The following is a 19,373-nucleotide window of genomic DNA, read 5'->3' as shown; positions in this document are numbered from 1 at the left end:
GGAAGGAACCATGAAAGAGACTGTAACCATGCTCAACCAGCAATATGTCGTACCGGAAGGATTACAGCCCTACCAGGGGGTAACAGCGAACAGCCCGTGGCTTGCCAGTGAAACGGAAAAGCGTCGGCGTAAAATTTGTGACTCGCTTGAAGAGGCTATCCGTCGTTCCGGGCTTAAAAATGGCATGACGATATCCTTCCACCATGCGTTTCGTGGTGGCGACAAAGTTGTCAATATGGTGATGGCGAAGCTGGCGGAAATGGGATTCCGCGATCTGACGCTTGCCTCCAGCTCATTAATTGATGCCCACTGGCCGCTTATCGAACACATTAAAAATGGCGTGGTGCGGCAGATTTACACCTCCGGGCTGCGCGGCAAGTTAGGGGAAGAGATCTCCGCTGGCCTGATGGAAAACCCGGTACAGATCCACTCTCACGGCGGCCGCGTAAAGCTGATTCAGAGCGGTGAGCTGAATATTGATGTCGCTTTCCTCGGCGTGCCGTGCTGCGACGAATTTGGTAATGCGAACGGCTTTAGCGGCAAGTCACGCTGCGGCTCTTTGGGGTATGCGCAGGTTGATGCGCAGTACGCTAAATGTGTGGTGCTCCTGACTGAAGAGTGGGTCGAATTCCCCAATTATCCGGCCAGTATCGCGCAGGATCAGGTTGATTTGATCGTACAGGTGGACGAAGTAGGGGATCCGGAAAAAATCACCGCGGGCGCGATTCGTCTGTCCAGCAACCCGCGTGAACTGTTGATCGCCCGGCAGGCGGCTAATGTGATCGAACACTCAGGTTATTTTTGTGATGGTTTCTCGCTGCAAACCGGCACCGGTGGCGCATCTCTGGCGGTCACCCGTTTCCTGGAAGACAAAATGCGTCGCCACAACATTACGGCGAGTTTTGGCCTGGGTGGGATCACCGGCACCATGGTGGATCTGCATGAGAAAGGGTTGATCAAAGCGCTGCTGGATACGCAATCATTCGATGGCGATGCCGCCCGTTCGCTGGCGCAGAATCCACATCATATTGAAATCTCAACCAATCAATACGCTAACCCCGTCTCTAAAGGCGCGGCATGCGAACGCCTGAACGTGGTGATGCTGAGCGCACTGGAAATTGACGTGAATTTCAACGTTAACGTGATGACCGGTTCAAACGGCGTACTGCGTGGCGCATCGGGCGGCCATAGCGATACGGCAGCAGGGGCCGATCTCACCATTATTACCGCACCGCTGGTCCGTGGCCGAATCCCATGTGTGGTGGAAAAAGTGCTGACTACCGTCACGCCTGGGGCAAGTGTTGATGTGCTGGTTACCGACCATGGTATTGCAGTGAACCCTGCGCGTCAGGATCTGCTTGATAACCTGCGTGCTGCGGGCGTGGCGCTGATGACCATCGAACAACTGCAACAGCGCGCTGAGCAACTGACCGGTAAACCGCAGCCGATTGAGTTTACCGATCGGGTGGTGGCTGTGGTGCGTTATCGCGACGGTTCAGTGATTGACGTGATTCGCCAGGTTAAAGGCTGATGAAGGGCACAGACCTGCTGTACCAGGGCCAGGCAGTTACGCTGGAGGAGATGCTACAAGCGCGCGATAAACGTGCCGCCAGGCAGCGTCAGGCGTTGAACTGCTATCGGCTACCGTTGATTTCCCTCACGCTGGTTGCACCGGGCGCCGTTAAAAACTCAGCGGTCTGGCGGCGTGTCGCCGATTACGCAATTGCCGAAATACTGGCGCTTTGCGAACAGAAGGAGTGGGTCAACGTCTGGGAAATGCAGGTAAATGAACGCAGCGGCCCGGAATGGATGGCAGCGGTCTGTGCGCCGGCAATGGCGTTGAAACAGCACATGTCGACACTAGAGATGAGCCATCCGTTAGGGCGGCTTTGGGACATCGACATTATTGATAGCGACGGTAAGTCGCTATCACGCCGTGAACTCGGGTATCCTGCCCGGCCATGTTTGATATGCCAGCAGGATGCTCATCTCTGTGCCCGGGGCAAGCATCACACCCTTGACCTTTTGTTGGATGAAATTGCACGAAGGATTGAATGCTATGAGCGTGAGCGTTGTAACTGAACGGCGTACGCCAGCGTACTCATCGCTGGCGGCTGGCGATCTTAACGGGTTGGTTGCAAGAGCGCTGCTGACGGAAGCCAGGCTGACACCAAAACCCGGTCTGGTCGATATTCGTAATTCGGGAGCGCATAGGGATATGGATCTGGCGGCATTTGAACGTAGTACTACCGCCATTGCTCCGTGGATGGAAAAGTTTTTTATCATGGGCAACAACACGGCGGCGCTGGCGGCAGAAAATGTCCTGGTGATGCTGCGTCCGCTGGGGATGGCCTGTGAGAACGATATGCTACAGGCGACCAATGGTGTGAATACCCATCGCGGGGCGATTTTCGCTTTTGGCCTGCTGAGCGCAGCGATTGGCCGACTTCTCGCGCGGGGAGAACCGTTGGAGCAAAATCGTATCTGCGACCAGGTTGCTCGCCTGAGTCGGAATATTGTTGCCCACGAGCTCTCAGCAAAAAAAGCGGGAAAACTGACAAAGAGTGAAACCCATTTCCAGTGTTATGGCCTGTCGGGCGCGCGGGGAGAAGCGGAAAGCGGTTTTCGAACCGTCAGAACGCAGGCTTTGCCGGTGTTTAACCGGGTCGTGCAGGAGCATGACGATACCCATCTTGCCCTGCTGCAAACATTGTTGCATCTGATGGCGTGGAATGATGATACCAATCTGGTGTCACGGGGAGGCCTGGAAGGGCTTTACTACGTGCAGCAGCAGGCACAAAAATTGTTGTGGCAAGGGGGCGTATTGGTTGAGGGGGGCATTGAAGCGATGCAGTCCCTCGATGATGAACTCATCCTGCGTAACTTAAGCCCTGGCGGTAGCGCGGATTTACTGGCAGTGACCTGGTTTTTAAGTCATTTTCCTGCCGGTTCCCTCTATCCTGAGTAAGTTTCTCTTCTTTCATTCTCTCCAGCAATGATTCATCCTGCGGGATGAATCATGTCTTTTACTGATATCGCTCCCTGTTTATCATTAATTTCTAATTATCGGCGATTTTAGATGGCGGCCTCCGGGCGCGCTGGTTACTCTGAAAACGGTTTACGCAATTTTTACAAAAGAGAATAGCTATGCATGAAGCACAAATCCGCGTCGCCATTGCCGGCGCCGGTGGCCGCATGGGACGGCAGTTAATCCAGGCCGCCATGGCGATGGAAGGTGTTCAGCTGGGTGCCGCGCTGGAGCGCGAAGGCTCTTCCTTGCTGGGCAGCGATGCTGGCGAACTGGCGGGGGCGGGAAAGTCCGGCGTGATCGTTCAAAGCAGCCTTGAGGCGGTAAAAGATGATTTTGACGTTTTCATCGATTTTACCCGTCCGGAAGGCACGTTGACGCATCTGGCGTTTTGCCGCCAGCATGGTAAAGGGATGGTGATTGGTACTACCGGCTTTGACGACGCCGGTAAACAGGCCATTCGCGAGGCGTCGCAAGAGATTGCGATCGTTTTCGCCGCAAACTTTAGCGTCGGCGTTAACGTCATGCTCAAGCTGCTGGAGAAAGCCGCGAAGGTAATGGGCGACTATAGCGATATTGAAATTATTGAAGCGCACCACCGCCATAAAGTGGATGCACCGTCGGGTACGGCGCTGGCAATGGGCGAGGCAATCGCCGGGGCGCTGGATAAAAATCTGAAGGACTGCGCGGTCTACTCGCGTGAAGGTTATACCGGCGAGCGCGTACCGGGCACGATTGGCTTTGCGACCGTACGCGCGGGCGACATCGTCGGCGAACATACCGCGATGTTTGCCGATATCGGCGAGCGCGTAGAGATTACGCATAAAGCTTCCAGCCGCATGACGTTTGCAAATGGCGCGTTGCGATCGGCATTATGGCTAAAAACGAAGAAAAATGGGCTATTTGACATGCGGGACGTGCTGGGGCTGGATGTATTATAGCGACTAAATACCTTCGTGATGTGGTTGTGGTAATCAAGATTAATTGATTACAAAGGGCAATATATTATTGCCCTTTTGTTTTTTTGCCCCCCGGTTATTCGGTCAGATAAGTAACGCCTTTCACCATTCATGTTTCGACAGTTTCTTCGCCCACGACATGTTCTGCCGCAGTGGTTTACCGTATGCAAAAGGCACCTCGACCAGACTGATAAGACTGATATCCATCGGGGGTAGTGCTGTTCCACGGGATCGTTTTATCTCTTTTGCTTCAATAGGTTAGCTTTTTTATGCTGTAGTGAGGCTGGTTGTGTTCCAATCTTATGCGCTAGTCTTAAAGAAAAAGAAGTTGGATCTTTATATCGCGATTGTAATTCTTATTACATTGTCTTAATTTGCTGTTTTTTGTTGGTTTTATGATGCATTTGTTTTATTTTTTATATTTTTAACATCTTGATTTTTAAAATGTTTTTGTAGTTAATTTTCTTAATTTTGAATTTTTATGCATTTAATGATGTTGATGACTATTAAATGAGTTTTTATCGTTGTTTTTTGTTGTTTTAATGTGAAATTTGACCATTTGGTCCACTTTTTATCATGGCAGCCAGTTTTTTGCGAACTCAAGGAAGCGCAAGCGTTTTCTATCGTTACTTAGTTGATCTTTTTGCCTCTTAAACAGAATAACTTCCTTATAATGTGCAAAATAACATAAAAAATACCCTCTTTAAGTTGACTTTTATCCGGCTTAACTTCAGAATGCCGCCGTTTGCCAGAAATCCACGGGTAAGCAAATTTGCATTGCTTCATACTGACTGAATGAATTAATATGCAAATAAAGTGAGTGAATATTCTCTGGAGGGTGTTTTGATTAAGTCAGCGCTATTGGTTCTGGAAGACGGAACCCAGTTTCACGGTCGGGCCATTGGGGCAACGGGTTCGGCGGTTGGGGAAGTCGTTTTCAATACTTCAATGACCGGTTATCAAGAAATCCTCACTGATCCTTCCTATTCCCGCCAAATCGTCACTCTTACTTATCCCCATATTGGTAATGTCGGCACCAATGAAGCCGATGAAGAATCTTCTCAGGTTCATGCGCAAGGTTTAGTGATTCGCGATCTGCCGTTGATTGCCAGCAACTTCCGTAACACCGAAGACCTCTCTTCTTACCTGAAACGCCATAACATTGTGGCGATTGCCGATATCGATACCCGCAAGCTGACGCGTCTGCTGCGTGAGAAAGGCGCACAGAACGGCTGTATCATTGCAGGCGATAGCCCGGATGCGAAGCTGGCGCTGGAAAAAGCGAAAGCATTTCCTGGACTGAACGGTATGGATCTGGCGAAAGAAGTGACCACGGCGGAAACTTACCGCTGGACGCAGGGTAGCTGGACGCTGAAAGACGGTTTACCGGAAGCGAAATCTGAGGATGACCTGCCGTTCCACGTGGTGGCCTACGATTTTGGCGCCAAGCGCAACATTCTACGTATGCTGGTGGATCGCGGCTGCCGCCTGACGGTGGTGCCAGCGCAGACCTCTGCTGAAGAGGTGCTGAAAATGAATCCGGACGGCATCTTCCTGTCGAACGGCCCTGGCGACCCGGCACCGTGCGACTACGCCATCGAGGCGATTGAGAAATTCCTCCAGACCGACATTCCTGTGTTCGGCATCTGCCTCGGTCATCAGCTACTGGCGCTGGCGAGCGGTGCGAAGACCGTTAAGATGAAGTTCGGCCATCACGGCGGCAATCATCCGGTAAAAGATATGGACAGAAACGTGGTGATGATCACTGCGCAGAACCACGGTTTTGCGGTGGATGAAGACTCGCTGCCAGCCAACCTGCGCGTGACCCACAAGTCGCTGTTCGACGGCACCCTGCAAGGTATTCATCGTACCGACAAACCGGCGTTCAGCTTCCAGGGCCACCCGGAGGCGAGCCCAGGCCCGCACGATGCGGCGCCGCTGTTCGACCACTTTATCGAGCTTATTGAGCAATACCGTCAGTCCGCGAAATAATCAGGAGTAATAAGAGCCATGCCAAAACGTACAGATATAAAAAGTATCCTGATTCTGGGCGCGGGCCCGATTGTTATCGGTCAGGCGTGTGAGTTTGACTACTCCGGCGCTCAGGCGTGTAAAGCCCTGCGCGAAGAGGGCTATCGCGTCATTCTGGTGAACTCCAACCCGGCCACCATCATGACCGACCCGGAAATGGCCGATGCCACCTACATCGAGCCGATTCACTGGGAAGTGGTGCGCAAAATCATTGAAAAAGAGCGTCCGGATGCAGTGCTGCCGACCATGGGCGGCCAGACGGCGCTGAACTGTGCGCTGGAGCTGGAGCGGCAGGGCGTGCTGGAAGAGTTCGGCGTCACCATGATTGGCGCCACCGCCGACGCCATTGATAAAGCCGAAGACCGTCGTCGCTTCGATATCGCGATGAAGAAAATTGGTCTCGACACCGCGCGTTCCGGTATCGCGCACACTATGGAAGAAGCGCTGGCGGTTGCCGCTGACGTGGGCTTCCCGTGCATCATCCGTCCGTCCTTTACCATGGGCGGCACCGGCGGCGGTATCGCTTACAACCGTGAAGAGTTCGAAGAAATCTGCGAACGCGGTCTGGACCTCTCGCCAACCAACGAGCTGCTGATTGATGAATCGCTGATCGGCTGGAAAGAGTACGAGATGGAAGTGGTGCGTGATAAAAACGACAACTGCATCATCGTCTGCTCTATCGAAAACTTCGATGCCATGGGTATCCACACCGGTGACTCGATCACCGTGGCGCCCGCGCAGACTCTGACCGACAAAGAATACCAAATCATGCGTAACGCCTCGATGGCGGTTCTGCGTGAAATCGGCGTCGAAACCGGCGGTTCTAACGTCCAGTTCGCAGTGAACCCGAAAAACGGCCGTCTGATCGTTATCGAAATGAACCCGCGCGTATCCCGCTCCTCGGCGCTGGCGTCGAAAGCCACCGGCTTCCCGATTGCCAAAGTAGCCGCCAAACTGGCGGTGGGTTACACCCTTGACGAACTGATGAACGACATCACCGGCGGGCGCACTCCGGCCTCCTTCGAGCCGTCCATCGACTATGTGGTTACTAAAATTCCGCGCTTTAACTTTGAGAAATTCGCCGGTGCTAACGACCGTCTGACCACCCAGATGAAATCGGTCGGGGAAGTGATGGCGATTGGCCGCACCCAGCAGGAATCCCTGCAAAAAGCGCTGCGCGGCCTGGAAGTGGGCGCCACCGGCTTCGACCCGAAAGTCAGCCTCGACGACCCGGAAGCGCTGACCAAAATCCGCCGCGAGCTGAAAGACGCGGGCGCGGATCGTATCTGGTATATCGCCGATGCCTTCCGCGCAGGCCTCTCCGTCGACGGCGTGTTCAACCTGACCAACATCGACCGCTGGTTCCTGGTACAGATTGAAGAACTGGTGCGTCTGGAAGAGAAAGTGGCTGAAGTCGGTATTACCGGCCTCAACGCCGACTTCCTGCGTCAGCTGAAGCGTAAAGGGTTTGCCGATGCGCGTCTGGCGAAACTGGCGGGCGTACGCGAAGCGGAAATCCGTAAGCTGCGTGACCAGTATGACCTGCACCCGGTTTACAAACGCGTGGATACCTGCGCTGCGGAATTCGCCACCGATACCGCCTACATGTACTCCACTTATGAAGATGAGTGCGAAGCGAACCCGTCCGTTGACCGCGATAAAATCATGGTCCTCGGCGGCGGCCCGAACCGTATCGGCCAGGGTATCGAATTTGACTACTGCTGCGTACACGCCTCGCTGGCGCTGCGCGAAGACGGTTACGAGACCATCATGGTCAACTGTAACCCGGAAACCGTCTCCACCGACTACGACACTTCCGACCGTCTGTACTTCGAGCCGGTGACGCTGGAAGACGTGCTGGAAATCGTGCGCATCGAGAAGCCGAAAGGCGTTATCGTGCAGTACGGCGGCCAGACCCCGCTGAAGCTGGCGCGCGCGCTGGAAGCGGCAGGCGTGCCGGTTATCGGCACCAGCCCGGACGCCATCGACCGCGCGGAAGACCGTGAACGCTTCCAGCATGCGGTTGACCGTCTGAAGCTGAAGCAACCGGCCAACGCCACCGTCACCGCCATTGAACAGGCTGTCGAAAAAGCGAAAGAGATCGGCTACCCGCTGGTGGTACGTCCTTCTTACGTGCTGGGCGGTCGGGCGATGGAAATTGTCTATGACGAAGCCGACCTGCGTCGCTACTTCCAGACGGCGGTCAGCGTCTCTAACGATGCGCCGGTGCTGCTGGACCGCTTCCTTGATGACGCGGTTGAAGTGGACGTGGACGCTATCTGCGACGGCGAAATGGTGCTGATTGGCGGCATTATGGAGCACATTGAGCAGGCGGGCGTACACTCCGGCGACTCCGCCTGTTCCCTGCCGGCCTACACGCTGAGCCAGGAAATTCAGGACGTGATGCGCCAGCAGGTGCAGAAGCTGGCCTTCGAGTTGCAGGTGCGCGGCCTGATGAACGTGCAGTTTGCGGTCAAGGACAACGAAGTCTACCTGATTGAAGTCAACCCGCGTGCGGCGCGTACCGTACCGTTCGTCTCCAAAGCCACCGGCGTGCCGCTGGCGAAAGTGGCGGCGCGCGTGATGGCCGGCAAATCGCTGACCGAGCAGGGCGTGACCAAAGAAATTATCCCGCCGTACTACTCGGTGAAAGAAGTGGTGCTGCCGTTCAACAAATTCCCCGGCGTTGACCCGCTGTTAGGGCCAGAAATGCGCTCCACCGGGGAAGTGATGGGCGTGGGCCGTACCTTCGCGGAAGCGTTCGCTAAGGCGCAGCTGGGCAGTAACTCCACCATGAAGAAACAGGGCCGTGCGCTGCTCTCCGTTCGCGAAGGCGACAAAGAGCGCGTAGTTGACCTGGCCGCTAAGCTGCTGAAACAGGGCTTTGAGCTGGATGCCACCCACGGTACGGCGATTGTGCTGGGCGAAGCCGGTATCAACCCGCGTCTGGTGAACAAGGTGCACGAAGGTCGTCCGCACATTCAGGACCGCATCAAGAATGGCGAATATACCTACATCATCAACACCACCGCAGGCCGCCGGGCGATTGAAGACTCCAGGGTGATTCGCCGCAGCGCGCTGCAGTATAAAGTGCATTATGACACCACGCTGAACGGCGGTTTTGCCACGACGATGGCGCTCAATGCCGATGCCACCGAGAAGGTAACCTCGGTGCAGGAAATGCACGCGCAGATCAAAAAGTCGTAAACAAAGGGTCCGGTGGATATTGCTCTAACCGGACCTGTAATATAATGTTGAAAGGGTTTCTGTAAAGAAACCCTTTTTTTATCTTGCGTAAGGTCATTCCTGGAGAAGTCCGTTTCCGTAACCACATTTTCAATGTAATAAGCACGATATTGCTCACACTAATCAATATTTAAGTCGCATACTATCTTGCATATCCACAATTTTAATATGGCTTAGTTTTTATTAGTTTGGACAGGCCGTAGCCAGATTTTTAATTTGTGAAATGGTGTGCTTATGTGTGAAAAATATGTTGAAAGACCGCTTTATTTGTTAATTGCTGACTGGATGATGGCAGAGAACCGATGGATCACTGCCAGGGAGATTTCCCGTCAATTTGATATTGAACATTGCAAAGCAATTAATACGCTCTCCTATATTCTGTCAGAAGTGGGGGAAATTGTTTGTGAAGTGAAGATGATCCCTAACCAAATTGCAGGACGAGGCTGCCAGTGCCAGCGTCTGGTGAAAGTCGTGAGTATCGACTCTCAACTCTATCGCCGATTGAATCATAATTTGCAGGAAAGAAAAGTGAGCGTGGCGAAAGCGCCGCGGCTGTCTGCCGTTCCCCCCACAGAGCTAAACCGTGAGCAGAAATGGCAGATGATGCTCTCCAAGAGTATGCGTCGCTAATTGTCTGTTTAACCTGATGGCGGGGTAAACGGTAATTGACGCGTAGGCCGGATAAGCGTGAACGCATCCGGCATCAATTACTGTGCTGATTTTGGCTTCACGTCCGTCGTGCCTTTCAGGCGCGGTCGGTTTTCTTCGACCTGCGTTAACGGCTTCGTTTCAGATAACCCCGTTCGACAACGGATCGCAAGATCCTGATATTCTTTGGTATTGAGGCGTTTCCAGTGCAGCTCCTGGTCCGTAACCTGGCGTAGTACGCGCGCCGGTGATCCCACCAGCAGTTGCCTTGCCTCACCCTGAAATCCGGCTTTGACAAAACTCATGGCGGCGACAATGCTCTCTTCGCCAATCACTGCGCCGTCCATAATGACGCTATTCATGCCGACCAGGGCGTCCCGTCCCACCACGCAGCCATGTAAAATAGCGCCGTGGCCGATATGGCCGTTTTCATGCACGATGGTATCGGTATCGCAGTAGCCATGCATAATGCAGCCATCCTGCAGATTAGAGCCTGCCTCCAGGATCAGGCGACCATAATCCCCACGCAATGACGCGAGTGGGCCAATATAAACACCGGCGCCCACGATGACATCGCCAATCAGCACGGCGCAGGGATGGACAAACGCGTCCGGATGCACCACCGGGATCAGTCCTTCAAAGGCGTAATAGCTCATAGTTGTACCTCGCTTTTTTTGCCGGATGGCGGTGTAAACACCTTATCCGGCCTACGGTTGCGCATGTGCTGTAGGCCGGATAAGCGAAGCGCCATCCGGCATAGTCACATTAACGACCTTTCCACACCGGATCGCGTTTTTCGGCAAATGCCTGCGGTCCTTCGAGCGCATCTTCTGAATGCAGTACCGACGGATAATGCTTCAGCACGCCGCTGCGGATGTAGCGGTAGCCTTCTTCTACCGGCATTTCGCTGGTCGCGCGATAAATCTCTTTCAGCGCCGCGATAGCCAGCGGGGCGCTATTGACCAGTTGTTGCGCCAGTTCGCGCGCGCTCTCCATCAGTTCGTTCTGGCTGACAACGCGGTTCACGACTCCCCAACGCAGCGCTTCTTCGGCGCTCATTCGTCTGCCGGTCATTACCATTTCGTTGACGATAGCCGGTGGCAGCAGCTTAGGCAGACGCAATACGCCGCCGCTGTCAGGCACGATGCCGAGCTTGGCTTCCGGCAGCGCGAAGCTGGCGTTTTCGGCGCAGACAATAAAGTCCGCCGCCAGCGCCAGCTCAAAACCGCCGCCAAACGCGTAGCCGTTCACCGCGGCGATAACCGGCTTATCGAGGTCAAATATTTCGGTTAAACCAGCAAAGCCGCCGGGACCAAAATCGGCATCCGGCGCTTCACCTTCCGCTGCCGCTTTTAAGTCCCAGCCAGCAGAAAAGAATTTCTCCCCGCCGCCGGTAATGATTGCTACGCGTAATTCCGGATCGTCACGGAAATTAAGAAAAGCTTCACCCATTGCAAAGCTGGTTTTGGCGTCAATGGCATTCGCTTTAGGTCGGTCGAGGGTAATTTCCAGGATCGGGCCGTTACGGGTCAGATGTAATGACTCACTCATAGTTCATCTCCAGATAAATAGTTTCCCGGCGGGAGGGATTCCTGCCGGAAGGTTTATTTCAGATTTTTTTTGATTATTTTTCCTGAACAGTTGCGTGGCAGGTCAGTTCTGATCTCCATAAAAGAGGGAACCTTGAATTTCGCCATATTGTTTTCGCAGAAGCTGAAAAACTCGGCCTCGCTTAATGTTTCACCTTCATTAAGGACGATAAACGCTTTAATGGCCTCATCACGGATCGCGTCTTTAATACCGACCACCACAATGTCCTGAATTTTCGGATGCGCAGAAATAATATTTTCCAGCTCGACGCAGGAGACATTTTCCCCGCCGCGTTTAATCATGTTGCAGCGCCTGTCGACGAAATAAAAATAGCCATCCTCATCCTGGTAACCCGAATCACCGGTATGTAACCAGCCCTCTGGTTCCAGCGCCCTGGCGGTTGCCTCCGGCTGCATGTAATACTCTTTGAAGATAGTCTTGCCGGGGATGCCTTTAATACAGATTTCGCCAATTTCTCCGGCGGGCAGCGGGCGATTTTGATCGTCGCGAATTTCAGCTTCATAGCTAAAACCCACGCGACCAATGGAAGGCCAGCGCCGTTTGTCTCCGGGACGGTCGCCAATAATTCCGACAATGGTTTCAGTCATACCATAAGAGGTCAGCAGCCTGACGCCAAAGCGTTCGGTAAAGGCGTCTTTTTCTTGCGCGGATAGATTGAGATAGAACATCACTTCGCGCAGATGATGCTGCCTGTCCGTTGGTGCGGCGGGCTGGACCATCAGCGTGCGGATCATCATAGGAATGCACTCGGTCACCGTCGCCTGATATTTACGTACCTGATCCCAGAAGGCCCTGGCGCTGTACTTTTCCAGGAGCACAAAGGTGCTGCCGGCGGAAAAGGCTGGCATTGCGGCGGTACACTGGCAGTCGATATGAAAAGCGGGCATCACCGTCATGTACACGTCATCATCGCGCAGGGCGATTTGCCAGGCAGAGTAGTAGCCTGCAAAACGCAGGTTATAGTGGGTAATCACCACCCCTTTTGGACGCGAGGTGGTACCGGAGGTAAACAGAATTTCCGCCGTATCGTCAGTGGATAACACGGGCGTATAGCACAGCGTGGTGGACTGGCGGGATTGCAGTTGGGTAAAGTGACTCACGCCGTCGTCAGCCGGAAGCTGCTCGCCAATCAGACAGATATGATTAAGCGGAGTGCTATTGTCCTGGCGTATTTCACGGTACATAGGATAAAACTGGGCGCTGGTAACCAGCAGACTCACCTGGCTGTTTTGCAGGATCCAGGCGCTTTCTTCGCCCAGTAAGCGGGCATTAATCGGCACCATAATGGCGCCGATTTTTGCCAGTCCAAACCAGCAAAAGATGAATTCCGGACAGTTATCCAGATGCAGCGCGACCCTATCACCCTTGCGGATCCCTAAGGAATAAAAAAGGTTCGCCGTGCGGTTAATCTCTTCATTGAGCGAAGCATAGCTAAACTGCCGAACGATTCCCTCACAAGATTCGAAAATTAACGCCGTTTTATCTCCGTACACCCCGGCCAGGTCGTCCCACATCTGACGTAAGTTTTGTCCGCCAACGATATCCATATTGCTTTATCCACTGAAATCAGGCGTGAGCGCTAACCGGAAAACCGATTAGCGCATCGCGTTTAATCCTCAACTTTGGCCAGGCCTTTGCCGACCAGTTCCTTAATATCTGCTTCGCTATAACCAATGTTTTTCAGAATGGCGGCGGTATCCATGCCGTGTGACGGCATGCCACGCCAGATTTTCCCCGGGTTGTTTTTAAATTTCGGCATGATGTTCGGCCCTTTACAGGTGCGACCGTCCATTGTTTGCCACTGAGTAATCGATTCGCGGGCAACGTACTGCGGGTTACCTTCCAGTTCCGGAATGGTGAGCACCTTCGCACAGGCGATATTCAGTTCAGCAAAACGCGCCTGAACGTCGGCGATGGTGTGTGTTGCCAGCCAGGCGTCCAGTTTCTCTTCGACGAGCGGGCCGTAAGGGCATTCCACGCGATGGATGAGCTGTGTGCCTTCCGGAACTTCCGGCGTACCGAGAATGTGGGCCAGGCCAATATCTTTAAAACACTCGTTGATTTGCGTGATGCCGACCAACTCCATGACGATGTAACCATCGGCGCATTTATACAGGCCGCAACCGGCGTAGTAGGGGTCTTTCCCTTTCGTCATACGTGGGCAGATTTCGCCGCCGTTGAAGTAGTCCATCATGAAATACTGACCCATACGCAGCATCACTTCGTACATGGCGATATCGATGCTTTCACCTTTACCCGTTTCGCGTACTTTGTGCAGGGCTGCCAGCGCGGCTGTCGTCGCGGTCATCCCAGAGAAGTAATCGGCGGTATACGGGAAGGCTGGCATCGGCTGATCAACGTCGCCGTTTTGGATCAGATAACCACTGAATGCCTGCGCGATGGTGTTATACGCCGGAAGATTGGTGTACTCCTCGGTACCATACTGGCCGAAGCCGGAAAGGTGGGCTATCACCAGTTTCGGGTTATGCTCCCACAGCACTTCATCAGTAATACCGCGGCGGGCAAAGGCCGGGCCTTTACTGGCTTCAATGAAAATATCGGTGGTTTCCATCAGTTTCAGAAACGCTTCCCGACCTTCATCTTTGAAAATATTCAGCGACAGGGCGTGCAGGTTGCGGCGTGAGAGCTGCGGGTAGTTAGGCTGTACGCGGATGGTATCGGCCCATGCGACGTTTTCAATCCAGATAACCTCGGCGCCCCATTCGGCGAACATCTGTCCGGCGAACGGACCGGCGATTTCGATTCCCGAAAAAACAACGCGTACCCCAGCAAGCGGGCCAAAGGTTGGCATTGGTAAATGATTCATCATTTTTCTCCTGGCATTTTTTGCGGTATGTAGGCCGGATAAGCACAGCGCCATCCGGCATGATTGCCTGATGGCGACGCCCCGCGTCTTATCAGGCCTGCAAGAGATCGATTAGCGGTATTGCTTGAGTACCGCACGACCCAACGTCAGGATCTGCATTTCGTCAGAACCACCAGAAACACGGTCAACGCGCAGGTCACGCCAGAAACGCGTGATGCGGTGGTTGCCCGCGATACCAACACCTCCCAGTACCTGCATGGCGGTGTCTACCACTTCAAACGCGGCGTTGGCGCAGAAGTATTTGCACATTGCCGCGTCGCCGGAGGTAATGGTGCCGTTATCCGCTTTCCACGCGGCTTCCAGCAGCATATTTTTCATGGAGTTCAGTTTGATCGCCATATGCGCAAACTTCTCCTGAATCAGCTGGAAACGGCCAATAGCTTCACCAAACTGCACGCGCTGATTAGCGTAACGCGCAGCGTCTTCAAAAGCGCACATTGCGGTACCGTAGTTGGTCAGCGCGACGAGGAAGCGCTCATGGTCAAACTCTTCTTTCACGCGGTTGAAGCCGTTACCTTCCCGACCGAACATGTCTTTTTCGTCCAGTTCAACGTCGTCAAAGGTGATTTCACAGCAGCTATCCATGCGCAGACCGAGTTTCTCCAGTTTGTTGACCTTGATACCTGCTTTGCTCATGTCCACAAACCACTCGGTGTAAACCGGTTTATCCGGCGATGCACCGTCTCTCGCCATGACCACGATGTACGGGGTATAGGCGCTACTGGTGATAAAGCACTTACTGCCATTAAGATAAACCTTACCATTTTTGCGTGTATAAGTGGTTTTCAGACTACCAACATCCGATCCCGCTCCCGGTTCGGTGATAGCAGAGTTCCACATCTGCTTACCGGTGCCCCGGAACGCCATGATTTTATCAATTTGCTCCTGAGTTCCTTCACGCAGGAAAGTGTTAAAACCTCCCGGCAATTGGTACAACACGTAAGTTGGCGCGCCAAGACGTCCCAGCTCCATCCAGACGGCGGCGACGGTAACAAAACCCGCTTCCAGACCGCCGTGTTCTTCCGGGATCAGCAGGCTATCAATACCCATATCCGCCAGCGCTTTTACAAAACGCTCAGGGTAGACGCTGTCACGATCGCACTCGGCAAAATAAGCTTCCCAGTTCTCACTGGCCATCAGTTCGCGAATACCGGCGACAAACAGCTCCTGTTCGTCATTTAAGTTGAAATCCATCTTTCAGCCTCTTGATCAATTGGGTTAATAAGAATTACTTGTCTTTCCAGTGCACTTTGGCGTCTTTAATAAAGGACAGTGTCACCATAATGTTGACGAAGAACAGCGGACATCCTCCGGCGATAATCGCGGTCTGAATCGGCTTCAACCCACCCAGCGCCAGCAGAACGATACCGATGATGCCGACCAGCACCGACCAGCCGATACGCACTAACAGAGGCGGCTCTTCACCATCGCGAACTTCACGACAGGTCGACATCGCCAGGGTGTAAGAGCAGGCGTTAATCAGCGTGACGGTGGCAATAAAGCAGAGGATGAAGAAGCCCCACATGGTGGCGGTGCTGAGCGGCAAGGCGGCCCAGGTTTCGATAATGGCGCGCGCCACGCCGTGTTGCTCAATGAGTTGCGGAATGTTGAGGATGTTTTTATCCATCAGCAGCAGCGTGTTGCTGCCAAGGACTGTCCACAGGATCCAGGTAGACGCGGTCAGACCCATCACCATCCCGAAGCACAGCTCACGTACGGTACGACCACGGGAAATACGGGCCAGGAAGATACTCATCTGGATGGCGTAAATAACCCACCACGCCCAGTAGAAAACGGTCCAGCCCTGCGGGAAGCCGCCTTTACCGATGGCGTCGGTATAGAACAGCATCCGTGGCAGGTGCATTAACAGCATCCCGACGGAGTCGGTGAAGTAGTTCATGATGAAGCTGGCGCCGCTGACGATAAACACCCAGCCGAGCATCAGGAAGCTCAGGTAGCTACGCACATCGCTGGCGATTCTGACCCCTTTTTGCAGGCCGCAGGCCACGCAAATCGCGTTCAGAATGATCCAGCAGGTAATGATGATGGCGTCGAGTTGCAGCGTATGCTGAATACCGAACAGCCATTGCATACACTCGGTGACCAGCGGGGTAGCCAGACCGAGGCTGGTGCCCATCGCGAAGATCAGCGCCACCAGGTAGAAGTTATCGACGATGGTACCGAACAACCCTTTCGCATGCTTTTCACCGACGAGCGGTACCAGCGTGGAGCTGGGGCGGATGACATCCATCTTGCGTACAAAGAAGAAGTAGGCGAAGGCCACGGAAAGGAAGCTATAGGTTGCCCACGGTAGCGGCCCCCAGTGGAACAGGCTGTACGCCAGGCCTATCTCTTTCGCGCCCGTGGAATTTGGTTCCAAGCCGAACGGCGGGGTGGAGATATAGTAGTAGATCTCAATAGAGCCCCAGAACAGAACCGCAGCGGATGTACAGGAGGCGAACATCATGAAAATCCAGCTGGCGGTGCTAAACTCCGGTTTTTCGTCACCTAATCTCTTTTTGGCATAGGGGCCAAAAACCAGCCAGAACCAGCCGAAGAGCATAACGACCATATACCATTCAAATGCCCAACCCCAGACGTTGGTGACATAACTGAATACCGCATTAATAACGACGTTAGCGGCATCAAGATCTCTGACTGTTAGCCAGCAAAGTATCCCGACAATTATTAATGGCGGAAAAAAAACCTTCGGTTCAATTCCCGATTTTTTCTTTTCATTTTTCATAAGTGAATTCCAGTGTGAAAACGAAATTTATTTAGCGTGCCAGTCCATGAACGTTTGTTTATTTATTATTAATGATTTGTTGATAAGTTTTTAACCTCTGGGACGCCTCAATGAGTAACTCATGATGGGTATTCACTTCGGGTGATTCTGTTATCTTCGTCACACTTTTTTGTGTTGATTATTTTGTGTCTAAATTTTGATTTTTGCTTTATTTATCAATTGATTGGTTGTGGTTTTTTAACTTTTTTAAGTATCTGATGTTCAATATTGTTGAGCCAGCAAACAATATTGAAAATTTTCATATTTGGCATATTTCTTTCAATATTGGTGAGGTGCGTAACACTATTGAAAGTTACGAATATCAATGTGTGACATTTTCAATATTGGTGATTAAGGTTTTATTTCCGAATTAAAGAGCGTGATATCTGTATTTAACACCGCCGATATAAATACGTTTCCTTCATGATTTCTGGAGATGCAATGAAGATAATTACTTGCTACAAATGCGTACCTGATGAGCAGGATATTGCGATTAATAATGCTGACGGAACACTCGATTTCAGCAAAGCGGATAGCAAAATCAGCCAATATGATCTGAATGCAATTGAAGCTGCTTGCCAGTTAAAACAGCAGTTGGGAGACGCTCAGGTTGTCGCCATGAGCGTTGGCGGCAAAGCGCTGACTAATGCAAAAGGGCGCAAAGATGTCCTCTCTCGTGGCCCTGATGAACTGATTGTGATCATTGACGATCAATTTGAGCAGGCGCTGCCGCAACACACCGCAACTGCGCTGGCCTCTGCCGCGCAAAAATCAGGTTTCGATCTACTTATCTGCGGCGACGGTTCTTCCGATCTTTATGCTCAGCAGGTTGGTTTGCTGGTGGGCGAAGCGCTGAACATTCCGGCGATTAACGGCGTGAGTAAAATCCTCTCTCTTACCGACAGCACATTGACGGTAGAACGCGAACTGGAAGATGAAGTTGAAACGCTGAGCATCCCGCTCCCGGCGGTGATCGCGGTTTCCACCGACATTAACACCCCACAAATCCCTTCGATGAAAGCCATTCTTGGCGCGGCGAAAAAACCGGTTCAGGTCTGGTCGCCTGCGGATATCGGGCTGAACAGCGTACCCGCGTATTCCGCACAACAGGTTGCCGCACCGAAGCAGCGCGAGCGTCAGCGTGTGGTGATTGAAGGTGACGGTGAAGAACAAATCGCCGCGTTTGTCGAGAATCTGCGCAAAATCATTTAATTATCAGGGGATGTTATGAACAAATTTTCCAGTGTCTGGGTATTCAGCGATACCCCTTCTCGTCTGCCCGAACTGATGAGTGGCGCGCAGGCTGTAGGTGAAAAAGTTAACGCGTTCGTACTGAACGAAGCAGACAGCGCGACAGCATGTCATTTGGGCGCGGATCATGTCTGGCTGCTCAGCGGCAAACCAGAAGACCGCATGATCGAAGACTACGCTGCTGCGATGGCTGAGACTATTCGTCAGCATAGCGAGGGCGGCGCGGTGCTGCTGCCGAATACGCGTCGGGGCAAGCTGTTGGCGGCAAAGCTGGGCTATCGCTTGTCGGCTGCGGTTTCCAACGACGCCAGCGACGTCTCCCTGCAGGATGGAAAAGCGGCGGTTAAACATATGGTCTACGGCGGTCTGGCGATAGGGGTAGAATCCATCGCTTCGTCGTTTGCCGTGATCACGCTCAGCAGCGGAACGTTTGACGCACAAGACCCGGACACTTCTCGCAGCGGCGAGATGCATACCGTGCAGTGGCAGGCTCCGGCCACTGCCGTGACCCGCACCGCAACCCAGGCGCGTCAGAGCAACAGCGTTGACCTCGACAAAGCGCGTCTGGTGGTCAGCGTGGGACGCGGCATCGGCAGCAAAGAGAATATCTCGCTGGCCGAAGCGCTGTGCCAGACGATTGGCGCCGAGCTGGCCTGTTCCCGCCCGGTGGCGGAAAACGAGAAGTGGATGGAGCACGAGCGCTACGTCGGTATCTCCAACCTGATGCTCAAACCTGAACTGTATCTGGCGGTGGGGATCTCCGGGCAGATCCAACATATGGTTGGCGCCAACGGCGCGCAGACGATTTTCGCCATCAACAAAGATAAAAACGCGCCAATCTTCCAGTATGCGGATTTTGGCATCGTTGGCGATGCGCTGAAGATCCTGCCTGCGCTGACGGCTGCCTTAGCGCGATAAACCATTTCG

At 53.2% G+C, this 19,373-nt stretch carries 15 protein-coding genes; 9 read left to right on the top strand and 6 right to left on the bottom strand.

All coding sequences use genetic code 11. The features are described from left to right. The first annotated feature begins 10 nt into the window (after positions 1-10). From citF to caiF, 7 genes are all read left to right on the top strand, one after another. A complete protein-coding gene (gene citF / locus ACH0VJ_RS06005) occupies positions 11-1,531 on the top strand; it encodes a citrate lyase subunit alpha (RefSeq protein ID WP_000665578.1) in 1,521 nt (506 codons plus the stop codon). Continuing rightward, the gene (gene citX / locus ACH0VJ_RS06000; protein ID WP_000679052.1) at positions 1,531-2,082 is read left to right on the top strand and encodes a citrate lyase holo-[acyl-carrier protein] synthase; all 552 of its coding nucleotides are present in this window, start codon (positions 1,531-1,533) and stop codon (positions 2,080-2,082) included. Before citF ends, citX begins: the two co-directional genes overlap by 1 nt. Then, positions 2,060-2,968 carry a triphosphoribosyl-dephospho-CoA synthase CitG gene (gene citG, locus ACH0VJ_RS05995; RefSeq protein ID WP_000117014.1) on the top strand — a complete coding sequence of 303 codons (909 nt, stop codon included), beginning with the start codon at positions 2,060-2,062 and terminating at the stop codon, positions 2,966-2,968. The genes citX and citG overlap by 23 nt, the downstream gene beginning before the upstream one ends. 179 nt (positions 2,969-3,147) lie before the next feature. After that, entirely contained in the window at positions 3,148-3,969 is an 822-nt protein-coding gene (gene dapB / locus ACH0VJ_RS05990; protein WP_000544032.1) for a 4-hydroxy-tetrahydrodipicolinate reductase, read from the top strand. Between the two features lie 861 nt (positions 3,970-4,830). Further along, positions 4,831-5,979: a glutamine-hydrolyzing carbamoyl-phosphate synthase small subunit gene (gene carA / locus ACH0VJ_RS05985; protein WP_000597272.1), complete on the top strand. Its 1,149-nt coding sequence runs from the start codon at positions 4,831-4,833 to the stop codon at positions 5,977-5,979. 18 nt (positions 5,980-5,997) lie between these two features. Further along, the gene (carB, locus tag ACH0VJ_RS05980; RefSeq protein WP_001126307.1) at positions 5,998-9,225 is read left to right on the top strand and encodes a carbamoyl-phosphate synthase large subunit; all 3,228 of its coding nucleotides are present in this window, start codon (positions 5,998-6,000) and stop codon (positions 9,223-9,225) included. Between the two features lie 273 nt (positions 9,226-9,498). Then, positions 9,499-9,894, top strand: coding sequence for a carnitine metabolism transcriptional regulator CaiF (gene caiF / locus ACH0VJ_RS05975; protein ID WP_000333324.1), 396 nt, complete (start codon positions 9,499-9,501; stop codon positions 9,892-9,894). Positions 9,895-9,971: 77 nt separating this feature from the next. Here the strand turns inward: caiF and caiE are convergent, their stop codons facing one another. The 6 genes from caiE to caiT form a co-directional block, all read right to left on the bottom strand. Further along, positions 9,972-10,568 carry a carnitine operon protein CaiE gene (gene caiE / locus ACH0VJ_RS05970; protein WP_000122858.1) on the bottom strand — a complete coding sequence of 199 codons (597 nt, stop codon included), beginning with the start codon at positions 10,566-10,568 and terminating at the stop codon, positions 9,972-9,974. 109 nt (positions 10,569-10,677) lie between these two features. After that, positions 10,678-11,463 carry a crotonobetainyl-CoA hydratase gene (gene caiD, locus ACH0VJ_RS05965; protein ID WP_000004379.1) on the bottom strand — a complete coding sequence of 262 codons (786 nt, stop codon included), beginning with the start codon at positions 11,461-11,463 and terminating at the stop codon, positions 10,678-10,680. 53 nt (positions 11,464-11,516) lie between these two features. Then, positions 11,517-13,070 carry a crotonobetaine/carnitine-CoA ligase gene (gene caiC / locus ACH0VJ_RS05960; RefSeq protein WP_000355809.1) on the bottom strand — a complete coding sequence of 518 codons (1,554 nt, stop codon included), beginning with the start codon at positions 13,068-13,070 and terminating at the stop codon, positions 11,517-11,519. A gap of 62 nt (positions 13,071-13,132) precedes the next feature. After that, the gene (gene caiB, locus ACH0VJ_RS05955; protein WP_001016212.1) at positions 13,133-14,350 is read right to left on the bottom strand and encodes an L-carnitine CoA-transferase; all 1,218 of its coding nucleotides are present in this window, start codon (positions 14,348-14,350) and stop codon (positions 13,133-13,135) included. A gap of 111 nt (positions 14,351-14,461) precedes the next feature. Next, the gene (gene caiA, locus ACH0VJ_RS05950; RefSeq protein ID WP_000347134.1) at positions 14,462-15,604 is read right to left on the bottom strand and encodes a crotonobetainyl-CoA dehydrogenase; all 1,143 of its coding nucleotides are present in this window, start codon (positions 15,602-15,604) and stop codon (positions 14,462-14,464) included. Positions 15,605-15,638: 34 nt separating this feature from the next. Next, complete coding sequence (gene caiT, locus ACH0VJ_RS05945) at positions 15,639-17,156, bottom strand: L-carnitine/gamma-butyrobetaine antiporter (RefSeq protein ID WP_000787077.1); 1,518 nt, start codon at positions 17,154-17,156, stop codon at positions 15,639-15,641. 480 nt (positions 17,157-17,636) lie between these two features. Here caiT and ACH0VJ_RS05940 point away from each other — a divergent pair, with 480 nt between their 5' ends. After that, positions 17,637-18,407 (top strand): electron transfer flavoprotein FixA, encoded by a 771-nt coding sequence (locus ACH0VJ_RS05940; protein WP_000692179.1) that lies wholly within the window; start codon positions 17,637-17,639, stop codon positions 18,405-18,407. Positions 18,408-18,422: 15 nt separating this feature from the next. After that, positions 18,423-19,364 (top strand): electron transfer flavoprotein subunit alpha/FixB family protein, encoded by a 942-nt coding sequence (locus tag ACH0VJ_RS05935; protein ID WP_001032193.1) that lies wholly within the window; start codon positions 18,423-18,425, stop codon positions 19,362-19,364. Positions 19,365-19,373: the final 9 nt, after the last annotated feature.

The organism is Salmonella sp. 2020_1459 (assembly GCF_043847915.1).
GTDB lineage: Bacteria > Pseudomonadota > Gammaproteobacteria > Enterobacterales > Enterobacteriaceae > Salmonella > Salmonella enterica.
Note: the sequence above shows the minus strand (reverse complement) of the source record. Positions and strands in the feature narration are given on the sequence as shown.